The following is a 13,237-nucleotide window of genomic DNA, read 5'->3' on the forward strand; positions in this document are numbered from 1 at the left end:
CCGCATCTCCCCGTCTCGTGTGCCCGACGCGTGTGCCCGCCTCAGGAGCCCTGAGGTGCGCCTTGCTGGGCCCTCGCGCATTCCGGGCACAGTGTCTGGCCCTCGATGACGGGCCGGAACAGCATGGGCTGTGTATGCCGTCCGCCCTGGCACTCCTGCGCGCCTTCGAGCCGTGGGGAGAGCCGGGGCGGCCCGGCGGCCGGCGGGGTCGCGCGCAGGGGCGGCACGTGGAGGAGGAGGTATCTCACCAGGCCCCCGGGCCGGAGTACGGGCGTCCCGGCTCCGGGCAGGCCGCGCAGGACGTGCTCGTGGACGTCGGCGGAGGTGTGCCCGGCGGCGAGCCAGCGGGCGGTGAGCCGTGTGAGCTCGTCGCGCATGCCGGGAGGGATGTGCCGGAGGGCGGGGGAGAGGAGGGGGAGGGCACCGACGAGGGCGCGAGCTTCGTCGAGCCGGGCGTCGGCTTCACCACCGGGCACGGGCACGGGCACGGACTCGGACTCGGGCACGGACTCGGGCTCGGGTTCCGACTCCGAGTCCGGGTCCGACTCCGAGTCCGGGTCCGGGTCCGGGTCCGGATCCGGATCCGGAGTCGGACCCGGCTTGGGCGGAAGGACGGAAGTGTCTTCCCTCAGTGGTTGCTCTGGATGACCGTCGGTCGACGGGCTCACCGGATGACCGACGGCCGGAACCATGGCACTCGGTGCCATCTGCGGAAACACCCGCTCGATCCCGGCGCGGAAGGGGAGGCTGCCGAAGATCTTGGCGGCCTCTTCGGGGCGCATCGGGACGCTGGAGACGAGCTGTTGGGTGGCCCAGAGTCCTCCCTCTCCCTGCACGCGCCGCTCGTGCACGTACCCCTCGGCCTTGAGCTGCCGCTTGGCCTGGATGAAGGAACAGGCCCCGATACGGGCGTGCTTGGCGGTTTCGGAGAGGGTCTGCCGGGAGTGCGGCGGGAGGGAAAGCTGCCAGTTGAGGATGCGCGCGGCGTCGGAGTCGAGGCGCGGATGCCGAATGATGTCGTTGGCGAGCTGGGTGAAGTCGCGCGAGGGCGCGATAAGGTTGCGATAGATCACGATGGAGTCGCATTCCATTAGTGGTTCAGGCCCTCGACGGTGGTTGCTGCCATCGACGGGGGCCGTTTTGTTGCGAACGTACCGCACGGCATATGCCCGCAACGACACGCGGAGTGAAGACCGCCCGTACGAGTGAAGTGCGCCGCGAATTCGCACAGTTGCTCGCCGCGACGGCCGCGTCTCCGAGACGACGTTCGGCGCGGTGACGAGCGAGACCGATCAATCCGCCCGCCGACGCTTACGGTTGGGCCGACTCGGGTGTACGAGGCTGGCGAGGCCTCCCACGGATGCACGGACGTGCGCCGGTTCGCGCGGGGTCCTCCCGCCCGCGCACCACCAGGAGAGCTGTCCGTCGGCTTCGCGCGGATGCATGCCGATGCCGTGCTCGCCGCACACGGGCCAGGCCTGCCAGAGAAGCTCCATGACGGTGTCCTGTGCGGCTTCGGCGACGACCGCCAGGGCTCCGGCGGGGTCGTCCACCGAGGTCGGGTCCAGCGGATTACCGTGCCATTCGCCGTTGGGGAGGGCTACGTAGACGTTCTCGACCTCGTCCCCGTCCCACGGGGGAAGTCCCATCAGCGCCAGCGGGCCTTGCTCGGGCAGCGTCACCGCGAGGTCCCGGTTGACGAGGGCGAGAGCCTCGTCCCACAGCGGGTACGTGCCCAGCAGGATCCGGCCGGGCTCGGGGGGACCGAAGAACGCTCTCATGAAGCCATCCTGCACGGCGGCCGGGCCTGGGCTGAACAGGACGATGGCCGCGACGGCCAGGACGAAGGCGACGATGGGCAGCCACGCGGTGGGTTTTGCCCATCAGAACCAAGAATAACTGACGCAGCGCCGGCGGGCGCCGACGCCGCGATGCGCTTGCGTAGGCGTGGCCCGCCCCCGCGCCCGGCCCGCCGGGATGCGGATGCGCCGCCCCAGCCCTTAACTGGGAATTGCGGTCTCGCACGGAAGTAGCGTGACCGGCTAAGGAACATGCCCTGGGTCACGCGATCGGGAGGCTCGAGCACCGGCGGTTGACGGCAGCCAGCCGCACCGCAGCACCGCGTGCCTTCGCAGTCGCTCCCGGACATCTGGAACCGGCCCAGGCCACCGAACCTGATCCCCGTCCCCGCAAGGAGTGCACGTGAGCGACGCGACGACCGTGACGTTGGACGACTTCGCCCAGGCGGAGACTGCGCACTACTTTCTCAAGCAGTTGGCGAAGGCACCGGTCAACCGGTACTTCCACGAACGGGAGCCGGTGAACGTCGACAACCAGGTAATCATCCGGTCGAACGTCGACCTGATCTACTCCTACGCCGTCGTCGACGTCACCAAGGAAGCCACCTTCCACGTCGCCGAGTCGGCGGAATTCCAGGTCGACCAGATCATCGACGAGAACCACTACACCGTCGGCGTGGTCTACCCGGGAGAGACATTGACCGTGCGCCACTCCGACCTGTCGAGCGGCACGCACGTCTACATCGCGGGCCGCACCGCGATCACCGGTGGCCTCGAGCACGCGCAGCAGCTGCAGGACGCTCGGCGGATCAGCGCCGCCACCGACCACCCCTATGAGCCGGCCGACTACGACACCGCCAGCCTGGACGCGGTGCGCGCGACGCTGGAGGCCCGCGCCGCGGAAGCCGATTTCAGCAAGGCGTTCGGGACACCCGAGAGCACGACACCCGACCAGCACACCCTCGGCGCGGCGCTGGGATGGGGCGGGCTGCCACCGGAGCACGCCCAGTACTTCCAAGCCCGCACCACCGCCTCCGGGCACGACGCCTGGACGTTCCCCGTGCCGCCGCTGGACTTCGACCACAACGGCTACTTCTCCGTCGTCAAGTACGACAGCAAAGGATGGCTCGACGTCGCCCGGCCCGGACTGTCCGACAAGGAACTGGTCCGCAACGACGACGGCACGATCACCGTGTGGTTCGGCGACGAACGCACCGCAGGGAAAGCGAACGTCATCGCCACCACCGAAGGCCAGGAGTACTACTTCGGCATGCGCCTGTACCGGCCCAAAGACGTGGACGAGACACGGAAGTTCATCGCCGACCTCAAGGCCACGCCCGTGAAGCCCGTGGCCCCGTAGAGTCCGGTCGGCCTCTGGCGCGCACCGCCAGAGGGTGACCGAGCTCGGGATGCGCGGTGGAAGCCAGCTCCTGCGCCGCCGGCTCGGCCACGGCGTCCAGGACCAGCCGGGCCAGGATCGCTGTGGGCCGCTCCACACGGATCAGCGCATCGGCGAACAGCGTGTCGAACTCGGCGATGCGCAGCGGCTGCGCCTCGGTGGGCAGCGTGCACGATTGCGGTACCCAGGTCACGGCCGACCTCGTTCCCCTCGACGGACGCCCCAAGGAGCGCTGTCCTTCGACGGGAAACCTGTTCCCGGGTACCGGATGCCAGCCTGTCGAGGTGGGGAATCAACGCGAGCAGGTCCGGCCAGACCATGAGTATCGGGTGGGGAAAATCAAAGAGCCTCATCACCGGGCTCGGGAGGACCGAAGAACGGTCTCATGAAGCCATCCTGCGCGGCGGCCGGCCCTGGGACTCCGCTGTTCCGCCACCAGTTGTACGCGGCGCGGGCGGGCGCGGGGTGGGGCTCAGGGGGGCGTTTCCATTGGGCTTCTGGTGGGACCGCCCTCTTTCCGAGAGTCGCAGCTTCCGCCACCGCGTCAAGGGCGCTTCGCGTCGGCTGCGCCGATGGGCTGCGCCCACCCTTGACCCGGCGGCGGAAGCTGCGCAAAAACTCTCGGAGGGCGGTCCGGGGGCCGGGGTCACGCCAGGGGCCCGGGCATCGCTCAGGCCGCGTAAGCGGGTGGCGGGCCGGTGGGGTGGGGCTCGGCCAGTGGCCGGGGCGGGTGGGTTCCTTGGGGTGGGTTCGGGGTGCGCGGCCGTTGAACGGGGCGGCCCGGCTCGGCTCAGCGAGTCGGGGCCGGTGGGGAGTTGGGATTCAGGCCCGGCTGGTCACTCCCGGTGGGTGGAGGGATGACTAACCTGCAGTTACTCTGAGTAGCAGTCCCCGAGATAGCCCCCAAAGGGGTACATCACCCCTATCGGGCGGAGAAAGTGCACCAATGTCTCGCCGCCAGCCCCCCCAACCTCAACTCCAGCCCCGACCCCGATCATCCAGGGCCCCGACCATTCAGGGCCCCGACCATTCAGGACCCACCGCCCATCAGTCACCACCCACGGCCCGCCTCCCACCGCCACGACCCACCCCCCCCGAACCCCTGCCATCCACCGGGAGTGACCAGCGGGGCCTGAATCCCCGCTCCCCACCGGCCGCGACCCGCTAAGCCCTGCCGGGCCGCCCCATTCAACGGCCGCGCACCCCGAACCCACCCCAGCGGACCCACCTGGCCAAGCCACTGGCCGAGCCCCACCCCACCGGCCTGCCAGGCGCCGTCCGACCCCGACCGATGCCCGGGCCCCCGCGTGGCCACGCCCCCGGCCGCCCTCCGAGAGGTCTTTCGCTCCTGGAGCCGCCGGGTCAAGGGTGGGCGAAGCCCATCGCGAAGCGACGCCGAAGGCGCCCTTGACGCGGCGGTGGAAGGTGCGACTCTCGGAAAGAGGGCGGCCGCACCAGAAGCCCACGAAGCAGGCCCACCCCCGGAGCCTCCCCGCTGCTCCCGTCGCCGTGCTCTGTCCGTCCGGCTACGGAGTGCGGAGCCAGAGGGCGGCGCAGAGCGCGCCCACGGCGACCGTGATCAGGAAGAGGGCCGCGCGGGCGAGGTGCTGATGATGCGCACGGCCCCTCGCGGGGTCAGGCTCGCGCGTTCCTCGGGGCTTGCCGACCAGCAATGTTCGACCGCCGCTTCCCAGAGGTATCCGCTGGGACGTACCAGCGTGAGCAGATTCCCGTGTACGTCCCGCACTTGCCCGGTGAGCGCCCGCTGCGCGTCGGTCACGACGTCGCCGACGCGGTACCTCATCACGGGGTGGGCCGGGCGGTGCGGAGGAGGGCGGTGAGCCGCTTGGCCCCGCCGAGGCTGACGACCCCGAGCCCGTACCGGTGGATGTCGCCACCGGGCGCGCGCGTCACGTCCCGGTAGAGGCCGTTCGTGGGGAGGCCGGCGGTGTCCATGGCGGCTTTGAGGTCGCGGTACACGCGGGCGGCCTCGGTCTCGGTGACGGGGCGGGTCGGGGGACTGGTTGCAGGCGTACGCATGGAGGGCTCACTTTCTGATGGATCTCCTCCGGAACACCTCAACGATGACGCGGACAGTCCTACGCTCACCAGCAGTTGGGTTTCCGAAGGGGATGGGGAAACGACGCATATGCCGGCGGAGAAGGAGATCGACCCGAGCGAGAGCTTGGAGAGCTTCATCGCGGACATGGTCCGGGACGCGCGCAAGCAGCGCGGATGGCGGCAACAGGACCTCGCGGGGAAGGTGTTCAGCAGCACCACCCGGATCTCCGAGATCGAGAACGGGGACCCGCCGGACCTGAAGCTCGGACGCCAGCTGGACCAAGTGCTGGAACTCGGTGATGCCTTGGTGAACCTGCTGATGATTCGCGACCGGGTGGCGTTCCGCGACTACGCGCAGGGGTTCCTCAGGGACCAAGCGCGGGCGCGGGCCATTTACGAGTTCTCGCTTGTCGTGCCCGGCCTGCTCCAGACGCCGCAGTACGCGAGAGCGATCATGAGGCTGGAGGATCCCGACGGGGTGACCGACATCGAGGGCTCGGTTCACCGCCGAAGCGAGCGACAGGCCGTGTTGGCAGGCCCTGAGCCTCCGTGGGTGTGGGCTGTTCTCGATGAGTCCGCGCTCACGAAGGTCATGGGTGACAGGCACGTCATGCGTGACCAGGTTGCCTGGTTGCTCGAACTCACCGAGCGGCCGTTCATCAACGTGCAGGTCCTGCGGACCGACCGTGCTGTCATCCGTGGATCGGTGAGCTTGCTGACCTTGCCGTCGGGCGAACGCACGGCTTACACCGAGGGGTTCGGTACGGGCCGGTACATGGTCGAACCGGCAGAGGTCGATCTCTTCCAGAAGATCTATGATCGGCTGCACGCCGACGCCCTCGGGGTCGATGAATCACAAGAGTTCATGCGTGACGCACTGGGGATGCACGATGACTGAGCCGATATGGCGCAAGAGCACGTACAGCGGCAACAACGACAACTGCGTCGAGGTAGCCGACAACGCCCCCAGCGTCGTGCGCGTCCGCGACACCAAGGACCACGCCAAGGGCGAGCTCACCGCCGCCCCCGGCGCCTGGGTCGCCTTCACCGCGTTCGCGCGGTCGTACGCGGTCTGACCCCTACTGCACGCTCCAGCGCGGTGGGTGGTCCGGGTCGGACGGGCAGTGGAAGACGTTGAGCCGGCCGTGGTTGCCCACGACGACCCCGGTGGGTACGGCGTGCGGGTGCGGGCGCAGGCCCTGGTCCTCGATCGGGGTCCAGCTCTCGTATCCGCCGTTCCACTCCGACGTGCCCACGGTCAGCAGGAGGCGCATCGGCGTCGCGCACGTCGCGCAGTCCATCGCGTACGGGTCCGTCACGTGCCAGGACGCGTATCCGCCGGCCCGCCAGCCGGGCGGGATCGACAGGTCGAACTGGTACGAGACCGGGTCGTCCTCGTCATCGTCCGCCGCCTCCTCCTCCGCCGCCTCCTCCAGCGCCTCCTCCCACGTGTAGATCCGCTCGCTCAGCTCCTCGGGCAGCAGCCCCGCGAAGGGGTACGTGGCCACCTGTTCCGGGTGCAGCTCACAGGGCTCGGGGACGTATCCCTCGTAGCCGACGACCGCAGGTCGAGGGGGCGAGGTCAGCACCTTTCCCACCTCCGCCGCCCTGCGCCAGCGCAGGTGGAGGAACATGCTGTACCCGGTGGGTCGGTGTGCGTCGAAGGGGCACCAGAACACCTGGAGCAGATCGGCGCCGTCCGGCCCCGCGGGGAGATCCGGGACGTCCCGCGTGTAGAGCTGCGCGAGGCCGATGAGGGGCAGCGGGTCGGTCTCGCTCGCCCCCGGCACCCGGTGGTCGCCGCGCAGTGCCGTCACGAGCCGCTGTTCCTCCTCCGTCAGGCCTTCGTACGGTTCCCGCGCGTACGCCGAGGCCAGGAGTTCCCGCTCCTGGCGGATGTCGGCGGGGCGCCGCCCACGCCCGCGGCCGTGGACCTCGTCGCACACCGGCCACGGCTCGTCCGCCGGCCACAGCATCGGCCCGCCGACGGAGCTCACCGACATCCCCGGGTGCCCAGGTCGCGGATGCAGCCGGGTGGTCGTACCCCGATGCGCGGACAGTTCCGGGAAGAGCGCCTCGACGTCAAGTGGCCGTGGCGGCGTGGTCCTTGTCATGGAAGGACTTTAGAAGCCATCTCCCGGGAGGCCTTCCATTTGCGGCTTGTCGCGACGGCGGTCAGGTCACGGAGTAGAAGCGGATGGCGACTTCGGAGTCGTCGCCGCGGGCGAGGCCGATGAAGAGGGTGCGGGCGAGCCAGAGATGGGCGGGGGCGGCGGTGCGGAAGACGGGGGAGGTTCGGTAGTACACGCCTGCCTCGGACACCTGCAGGGCGCCGTCGTACTGGGCGGGGGCGGTGGGGTCGTCCTCGTGGTAGTAACCGCGGTTGGTGATGTCGATGACCGCGCCGTCATCGGCTTGAAGGAGGTATCGGGCATCGAGCTGGTAGACCCCGCCGCGTCTGTCGCACCAGTCGCCGCCGCCGGCCAGGACAGTGCCGCGCAGACGGGGGCCGTCGACAGTGCCGCCGGTGATGGGGACGTACTCGGTGATTTCGCCGGCACCGTGCCCGATGTGCAGTGAGGGGGCGAGGAAGGCGCGGACCTCGAAGGCGAAGTCGAGGGCGGGGGTGAAACCCGGCTCGACGGCGGTCTGCGGCTCTGGGGCGATCACGGCACTCCGTAAGGTTGCGGGGCTGGCGTGGCGGTATGCCGGATCCTAGGCAAGCCATGCGCAGCCCGGTCAACAGTGTTGACATAGCGCGGCCATCTCAAGGGGTCAGCGGTCGGCAGGCGGGAGGGAGGCAGCGGTGTCGACGGAGGCGTACGTGACGCCGTGGTCGGCCAGGGCCTCCGCGACGATCCCGCCGGTCATGGTGAGGGCCGGCAGCATGTGCTCCTTGGTGGCGACGGTCGCACCGCCCCGCCCCGCGTGCTCGACCGCTCCCTCCGGCGCTCCCCGGCGCCCCCTCCGGCACTCCCTCCGGCGCCCCCTCCCGCGCCGCATCCTGCGCCGTCGAGGTCGTCGAGCGGCAGACTGGAACCCCCACCGGTGATCGCCGGTCCGACGGTCGTCACCCGGTAAGGGGTCGTCCCCGGTCGAGCCGGTGACAAATCACCTAGTGACAGGTCGGTCTTCAATCCGTAGGGTGCTGAATATGGATATGCAGACAGTCGTCCTCGGCACGTCCGGCACGACCCCGCAGGACGTCATCGACGTCGCCCGCCACGGCGCCCGCGTCGAGCTGTCGACCGAGGCCGTGCGCGCCCTCGCCGCCGCCCGGGACGTGATCGACGCGCTCGCCGCCAAGCCCGAACCCGTCTACGGCGTCTCCACCGGCTTCGGCGCGCTCGCCACCCGGCACATCAGCCACGAGCTCCGTGCCCAGCTCCAGCGCAACATCGTCCGCTCGCACGCCGCCGGCATGGGCCCGCACGTCGAGCGCGAGGTCGTCCGCGCGCTGATGTTCCTGCGCCTGAAGACCGTCGCCTCCGGTCACACCGGCGTCCGCCCCGAGGTCGCGCAGACCATGGCCGACGTCCTCAACGCCGGCATCACCCCCGTCGTGCACGAGTACGGCTCCCTCGGCTGCTCCGGCGACCTCGCCCCGCTCTCCCACTGCGCCCTCGCGCTCATGGGCGAGGGCGACGCCGAGGGCCCCGACGGTGAGCTCAAGCCCGCCGGCGAGCTGCTCGCCGCGCACGGCATCGCGCCCGTCGAGCTCAAGGAGAAGGAGGGCCTCGCCCTCCTCAACGGCACCGACGGCATGCTCGGCATGCTGATCATGGCCCTCGCCGACCTCGACACCCTCTACAAGTCGGCCGACATCACCGCCGCGCTCTCCCTCGAAGCCCTCCTCGGCACCGAGAAGGTCCTCGAACCCGAGCTGCACGCCATCCGACCGCACCCCGGCCAGGCCGCCTCCGCCGCCAACATGCTGGCCGTGCTCAAGGGCTCCGGCCTCACCGGCCACGCCCTCGCCGGCGAGGCCCCCCGCGTCCAGGACGCCTACTCGGTGCGCTGCGCCCCGCAGGTCGCCGGCGCCGGCCGCGACACGATGGCCCACGCCCTGCTCGTCGCCGAGCGCGAGCTCGCCGCCGCCGTCGACAACCCGGTCGTCCTCTCCGACGGCCGCGTCGCCTCCAACGGCAACTTCCACGGCGCCCCCGTCGCGTACGTCCTCGACTTCCTCGCGATCGCCGCCGCCGACCTCGGCTCGATCGCCGAGCGCCGTACCGACCGGCTCCTCGACAAGAACCGCTCGCACGGCCTGCCGCCCTTCCTCGCCGAGGACGCCGGCGTCGACTCGGGCCTCATGATCGCCCAGTACACGCAGGCCGCCCTGGTCAGCGAGATGAAGCGGCTCGCCGTCCCGGCCTCCGCCGACTCCATCCCGTCCTCCGCGATGCAGGAGGACCACGTCTCCATGGGCTGGTCCGCCGCCCGCAAGCTGCGCACGGCGATCGGCAACCTCAACCGGATCATCGCGGTCGAGCTGTACGCCGCGACCCGGGGCATCGAGCTCCGTGCGGGCCTCACCCCGGCGCCCGCCTCCCAGGCCGCCATCGACGCGCTGCGCGCGGCCGGTGTCGCCGGGCCCGGTCCCGACCGCTTCCTCGCGCCCGACCTGGCCGCCGCCGACGCCTTCGTGGGCGCGGGCCGGCTGGTCGCCGCCGTGGAGCCCGTCACCGGGCCGCTGGCGTAGTACGCGGCAGGTGTGATGCGAAGGGCCCGACCCCGGAATCCGGGGTCGGGCCCTTCGCCATGTCCGATGGACGAGTGGAGTTCAGGACTCCCGGCCCCGTCGTCTCATCGCCAGGGCCACGAAGCCCGCGCCGACCCCGAGGAACCCCGTCCCGCCCAGCAGGTACGGCGTCGTGTCGAGGTTGCCGGTCTCCGCGAGGCGGCTGTCGCCCGCGGTCGAGTCGTCCTCGACGATCCCGACCCCGACCCGCACACCGCCCCGCTCGTCGGTGGCGTTGGCGGACGGAACGAACCACAGGGCGCACAGCAGCGTTCCCGCCGCGGTGGCGGTCAGGAGTGGGCGTCGGGCGGCGGACACGGAAATATCGATCCCCCTTGCGGAAACCGCGCATCGGTCGGTGCGTCGATGCTAATGAACACAGCGGGTCGCGGGAAAGCCGGGAGCCCGCTGACCCTACGCTCCGACACATGAGTACTTCCGAGACAGCGCGCTATGTACGGCTTCGGGTCGATGTCGTCCTGGAGATCGACGGCCCCGCCGAGCTGACCGAGGCCGCCGAGGGCCGGATCGACGGCGACGACTTCATGCCGGAGGAGGAGCGCGTCCAGGCCCGCGCCGCCGCCCGAGAGGACAGCGCCGAGGCGCTCGCCTACCTCGTCGAACCCTTCGACCTGATCCGCGGCGTCCCCGGGATCGAGATGGTCCAGGCCTCCTGGAGCACCGAGGAGGTCGTGTACGACCCCGATGCCCTGGAGTGGGACCTGGGCGAGGAAGATGAGGACGAGGACGAGGGAGACGCGGGCTACACAGAAGAAGAAGACGACGACGTGCGGGCGTAGGGGCGGGGACCGGCCGGAAGGCCGGAAAAGGCCCTGATCAAAGGTCCCGGGACGCCGTCCCGGGACCTTTCTCGTGCTCAGGGGAACCGGACGCACCACTCGTGCGTGTCGATCAGTGGCGTTCCCCACAAACTGTCCGGTTCCGGAACCGGACGGGGTGTCATGGGTATTTAGGTAAGCAGCGAAGCAAGCGTTGGCAGGACTCGGCGACGATGGAGATGCGTGTGATGACGGACGGCAAGCGCCGCAAGAGCCTGGCGGTCGCGGCCGCGGTGCTCGGCGGCGTATTGGTGCTCTCGGCGTGCAATGACGGCGACCAGGGCGGCAGCGCCTCGGGCTCCCCGACGCCACCGTCACAGTCCCAGGTCGACGAGGCGGCGGAGGCGGCGAAGACCTCCAAGGCGCAGATCGTCATCGCGCCCAAGACGGGCACCCAGAACGCGTCGATCAACAACGACGCGAAGGTCACCGTCACCGAGGGCAAGCTCACGGCCGTCACCATGACGTCCGCCGAGGGCACCGCGGTCAAGGGCGAGATAGCGGCCGACGGCCTCAGCTGGAAGCCGAGCGTGCAGCTGGAGCGGGCCACGGTCTACAAGATCGCGGCCACCGCCACGGACGCCGACGGCCTGGAGGCCCACGAGAACTCGTCGTTCACGACGGTCTCGAAGGCCAACAGCTTCATCGGCAACTTCACCCCCGAGGACGGCTCGACCGTCGGCGTCGGCATGCCCGTCTCGATCAACTTCAACAAGGCGATCACCGACAAGGCGGCCGTCCAGGGCGGCATCACCGTCACCTCCAGCTCCGGCCAGGAGGTCGTCGGGCACTGGTTCAACCCCCAGCGCCTCGACTTCCGCCCGGACAAGTACTGGACCGAGGGCTCGACCGTCACGCTGAAGCTGGACCTCGACGGCGTCGAGGGCGCCGACGGCGTCTTCGGCGTCCAGCAGAAGACCGTCACCTTCAAGATCGGCCGCAACCAGGTCTCCACCGTCGACGTCGCCACCAAGACCATGACGGTCACCCAGGACGGCAAGACGATCAAGACCATCCCGATCTCCGCCGGCTCCCCGGAGAACCCGACCTACAACGGTCAGATGGTGATCTCCGAGAAGTTCAAGGAGACCCGGATGAACGGCGCCACGGTCGGCTTCACCGACGACGACGGCAAGGGCGAGTACGACATCAAGGACGTGCCGCACGCCATGCGCCTGTCCACGTCGGGCACGTTCATCCACGGCAACTACTGGGGCCCGGACTCGATCTTCGGCTCGGCCAACACCAGCCACGGCTGCGTCGGCCTCAACGACGCCAAGGGCGCCGGCGACCCGAACCAGCAGGCCGCCTGGCTCTTCGACCACTCGATCGTCGGTGACGTCGTGATCGTCAAGAACTCCAAGGACAAGACGATCGCCCCCGACAACGGCCTCAACGGCTGGAACCTGAGCTGGGCCGACTGGAAGGCCGGCTCGGAGGCCTGATCATCGGCCTGCACGCGCACACGGAAGGGCCCCCTCCACCCGGAGGGGGCCCTTCCGTCACTTCCGTACGTCGGCCTCGGCCGGCTCGTCCACGCCCCACTGCGCGAGCAGCCGCAGCGCGTCCGCCGAGGGAGTCCCCGGCTCCGCCTGGTACGTCACGAGGACGAGGTCCGGGTCCGCGCCCGCCACCTTCATGCTCTCGTACGACAGCGTCATCTCGCCCACCAGCGGGTGCCGCAGCCGCTTCGTCCCGTGCCCCTTGTCGGCCACCGTGTGCGCCGCCCACAGCGAGCGGAACTCGTCGCTCTTCACCGACAGCTCGCCCACCAGGGCGAGCAGCTTCGGATCGTCCGGGTAGCACCCCGCGTACAGCCGCAGCACGCTCACGACCTCGGTCGCCTTGCACTCCCAGTCGAGGTAGAGGTCCCGCGCGTTCTCCCCGAGGAAGACCAGTCGCGCCATGTTGCGCTCGTCCGGGTCCAGAGCCGTGAAGTCGCCGAGCAGCGCCCGCGCCATCCGGTTCCAGGCGAGGAGGTCGAGGCGCCGGCCGACGACGAGCGCCGGGACGCCGTCCATCGAGTCCAGCAGATGCCGCAGCCCGGGCCGCACCAGCTGGGGGCGGGCGATCGCCGCCCGGTGCTGCCGCTTCTTCGCCGTCGGCTTCGCCAGGTGCGTCAGATGCGCCCGCTCGGAATCGTTCAGCCGCAGCGCCCGCGCGATCGCGTCCAGGACCTCCATGGACACGTTGCGGCCGTTGCCCTGCTCAAGACGCGTGTAGTACGCGACGGAGACGCCGGCCAGCTGCGCGAGCTCCTCCCGGCGCAGCCCCGGCACCCGGCGATGGCGCCCGAACTCCGGCAGGCCCACGTCCTCCGGCTTCAGCCGGGCCCGGCGTGAGCGCAGGAATTCGCTGAGTTCGGCACTGAGATCCATGCGTCCCCATTATCCCCGGT

General features: G+C 70.2%; 14 protein-coding genes. 6 read left to right on the plus strand and 8 right to left on the minus strand.

The features are described 5' to 3' along the window. Positions 1 to 41: 41 nt before the first annotated feature. Positions 42 to 1,073 (minus strand): hypothetical protein, encoded by a 1,032-nt coding sequence (locus ACZ6K0_RS03935; RefSeq protein WP_469229614.1) that lies wholly within the window; start codon positions 1,071 to 1,073, stop codon positions 42 to 44. 219 nt (positions 1,074 to 1,292) lie between these two features. Further along, entirely contained in the window at positions 1,293 to 1,781 is a 489-nt protein-coding gene (locus tag ACZ6K0_RS03940) for a hypothetical protein (protein WP_469229616.1), read from the minus strand. Positions 1,782 to 2,202: 421 nt separating this feature from the next. Between ACZ6K0_RS03940 and ACZ6K0_RS03945 the strand changes: the two genes are divergently transcribed. Then, positions 2,203 to 3,159 (plus strand): DUF1214 domain-containing protein, encoded by a 957-nt coding sequence (locus tag ACZ6K0_RS03945; protein ID WP_469229618.1) that lies wholly within the window; start codon positions 2,203 to 2,205, stop codon positions 3,157 to 3,159. Here ACZ6K0_RS03945 and ACZ6K0_RS03950 read toward each other — a convergent pair. Continuing rightward, positions 3,125 to 3,391 (minus strand): hypothetical protein, encoded by a 267-nt coding sequence (locus ACZ6K0_RS03950; RefSeq protein ID WP_376401865.1) that lies wholly within the window; start codon positions 3,389 to 3,391, stop codon positions 3,125 to 3,127. The genes ACZ6K0_RS03945 and ACZ6K0_RS03950 overlap by 35 nt on opposite strands. A gap of 1,610 nt (positions 3,392 to 5,001) precedes the next feature. Beyond that, on the minus strand, positions 5,002 to 5,238 hold the full coding sequence (locus ACZ6K0_RS03955; protein WP_469229620.1) for a hypothetical protein: 237 nt from the start codon (positions 5,236 to 5,238) through the stop codon (positions 5,002 to 5,004). Between the two features lie 109 nt (positions 5,239 to 5,347). Between ACZ6K0_RS03955 and ACZ6K0_RS03960 the strand changes: the two genes are divergently transcribed. Beyond that, a complete protein-coding gene (locus tag ACZ6K0_RS03960) occupies positions 5,348 to 6,157 on the plus strand; it encodes a Scr1 family TA system antitoxin-like transcriptional regulator (protein ID WP_376401871.1) in 810 nt (269 codons plus the stop codon). Next, positions 6,150 to 6,335, plus strand: coding sequence for a DUF397 domain-containing protein (locus tag ACZ6K0_RS03965; RefSeq protein WP_376401874.1), 186 nt, complete (start codon positions 6,150 to 6,152; stop codon positions 6,333 to 6,335). The genes ACZ6K0_RS03960 and ACZ6K0_RS03965 overlap by 8 nt, the downstream gene beginning before the upstream one ends. Positions 6,336 to 6,338: 3 nt before the next feature. Here ACZ6K0_RS03965 and ACZ6K0_RS03970 read toward each other — a convergent pair whose 3' ends face one another. Together ACZ6K0_RS03970 and ACZ6K0_RS03975 are read right to left on the minus strand one after the other, a co-directional pair. Further along, positions 6,339 to 7,373, minus strand: coding sequence for a hypothetical protein (locus ACZ6K0_RS03970; RefSeq protein ID WP_469229622.1), 1,035 nt, complete (start codon positions 7,371 to 7,373; stop codon positions 6,339 to 6,341). A gap of 61 nt (positions 7,374 to 7,434) precedes the next feature. Then, entirely contained in the window at positions 7,435 to 7,929 is a 495-nt protein-coding gene (locus tag ACZ6K0_RS03975; protein ID WP_376401879.1) for a DUF3237 domain-containing protein, read from the minus strand. A gap of 490 nt (positions 7,930 to 8,419) precedes the next feature. Here ACZ6K0_RS03975 and hutH point away from each other — a divergent pair, with 490 nt between their 5' ends. Then, positions 8,420 to 9,961, plus strand: a complete 1,542-nt coding sequence (hutH, locus tag ACZ6K0_RS03980) for a histidine ammonia-lyase (protein WP_376402373.1) — start codon at positions 8,420 to 8,422, stop codon at positions 9,959 to 9,961. A gap of 81 nt (positions 9,962 to 10,042) precedes the next feature. On the opposite strand, the gene ACZ6K0_RS03985 is transcribed toward hutH, so the two are convergent. Continuing rightward, the gene (locus ACZ6K0_RS03985) at positions 10,043 to 10,318 is read right to left on the minus strand and encodes a hypothetical protein (protein WP_469229624.1); all 276 of its coding nucleotides are present in this window, start codon (positions 10,316 to 10,318) and stop codon (positions 10,043 to 10,045) included. 110 nt (positions 10,319 to 10,428) lie between these two features. Between ACZ6K0_RS03985 and ACZ6K0_RS03990 the strand changes: the two genes are divergently transcribed. Then, entirely contained in the window at positions 10,429 to 10,800 is a 372-nt protein-coding gene (locus tag ACZ6K0_RS03990) for a hypothetical protein (protein ID WP_376401888.1), read from the plus strand. 212 nt (positions 10,801 to 11,012) lie between these two features. Further along, entirely contained in the window at positions 11,013 to 12,284 is a 1,272-nt protein-coding gene (locus ACZ6K0_RS03995; RefSeq protein ID WP_376401890.1) for a L,D-transpeptidase, read from the plus strand. 57 nt (positions 12,285 to 12,341) lie between these two features. Here ACZ6K0_RS03995 and ACZ6K0_RS04000 read toward each other — a convergent pair whose 3' ends face one another. Further along, a complete protein-coding gene (locus ACZ6K0_RS04000) occupies positions 12,342 to 13,217 on the minus strand; it encodes a helix-turn-helix domain-containing protein (RefSeq protein ID WP_469229626.1) in 876 nt (291 codons plus the stop codon). Positions 13,218 to 13,237: the final 20 nt, after the last annotated feature.

It is taken from the genome of Streptomyces sp. NPDC042346 (assembly GCF_055581845.1).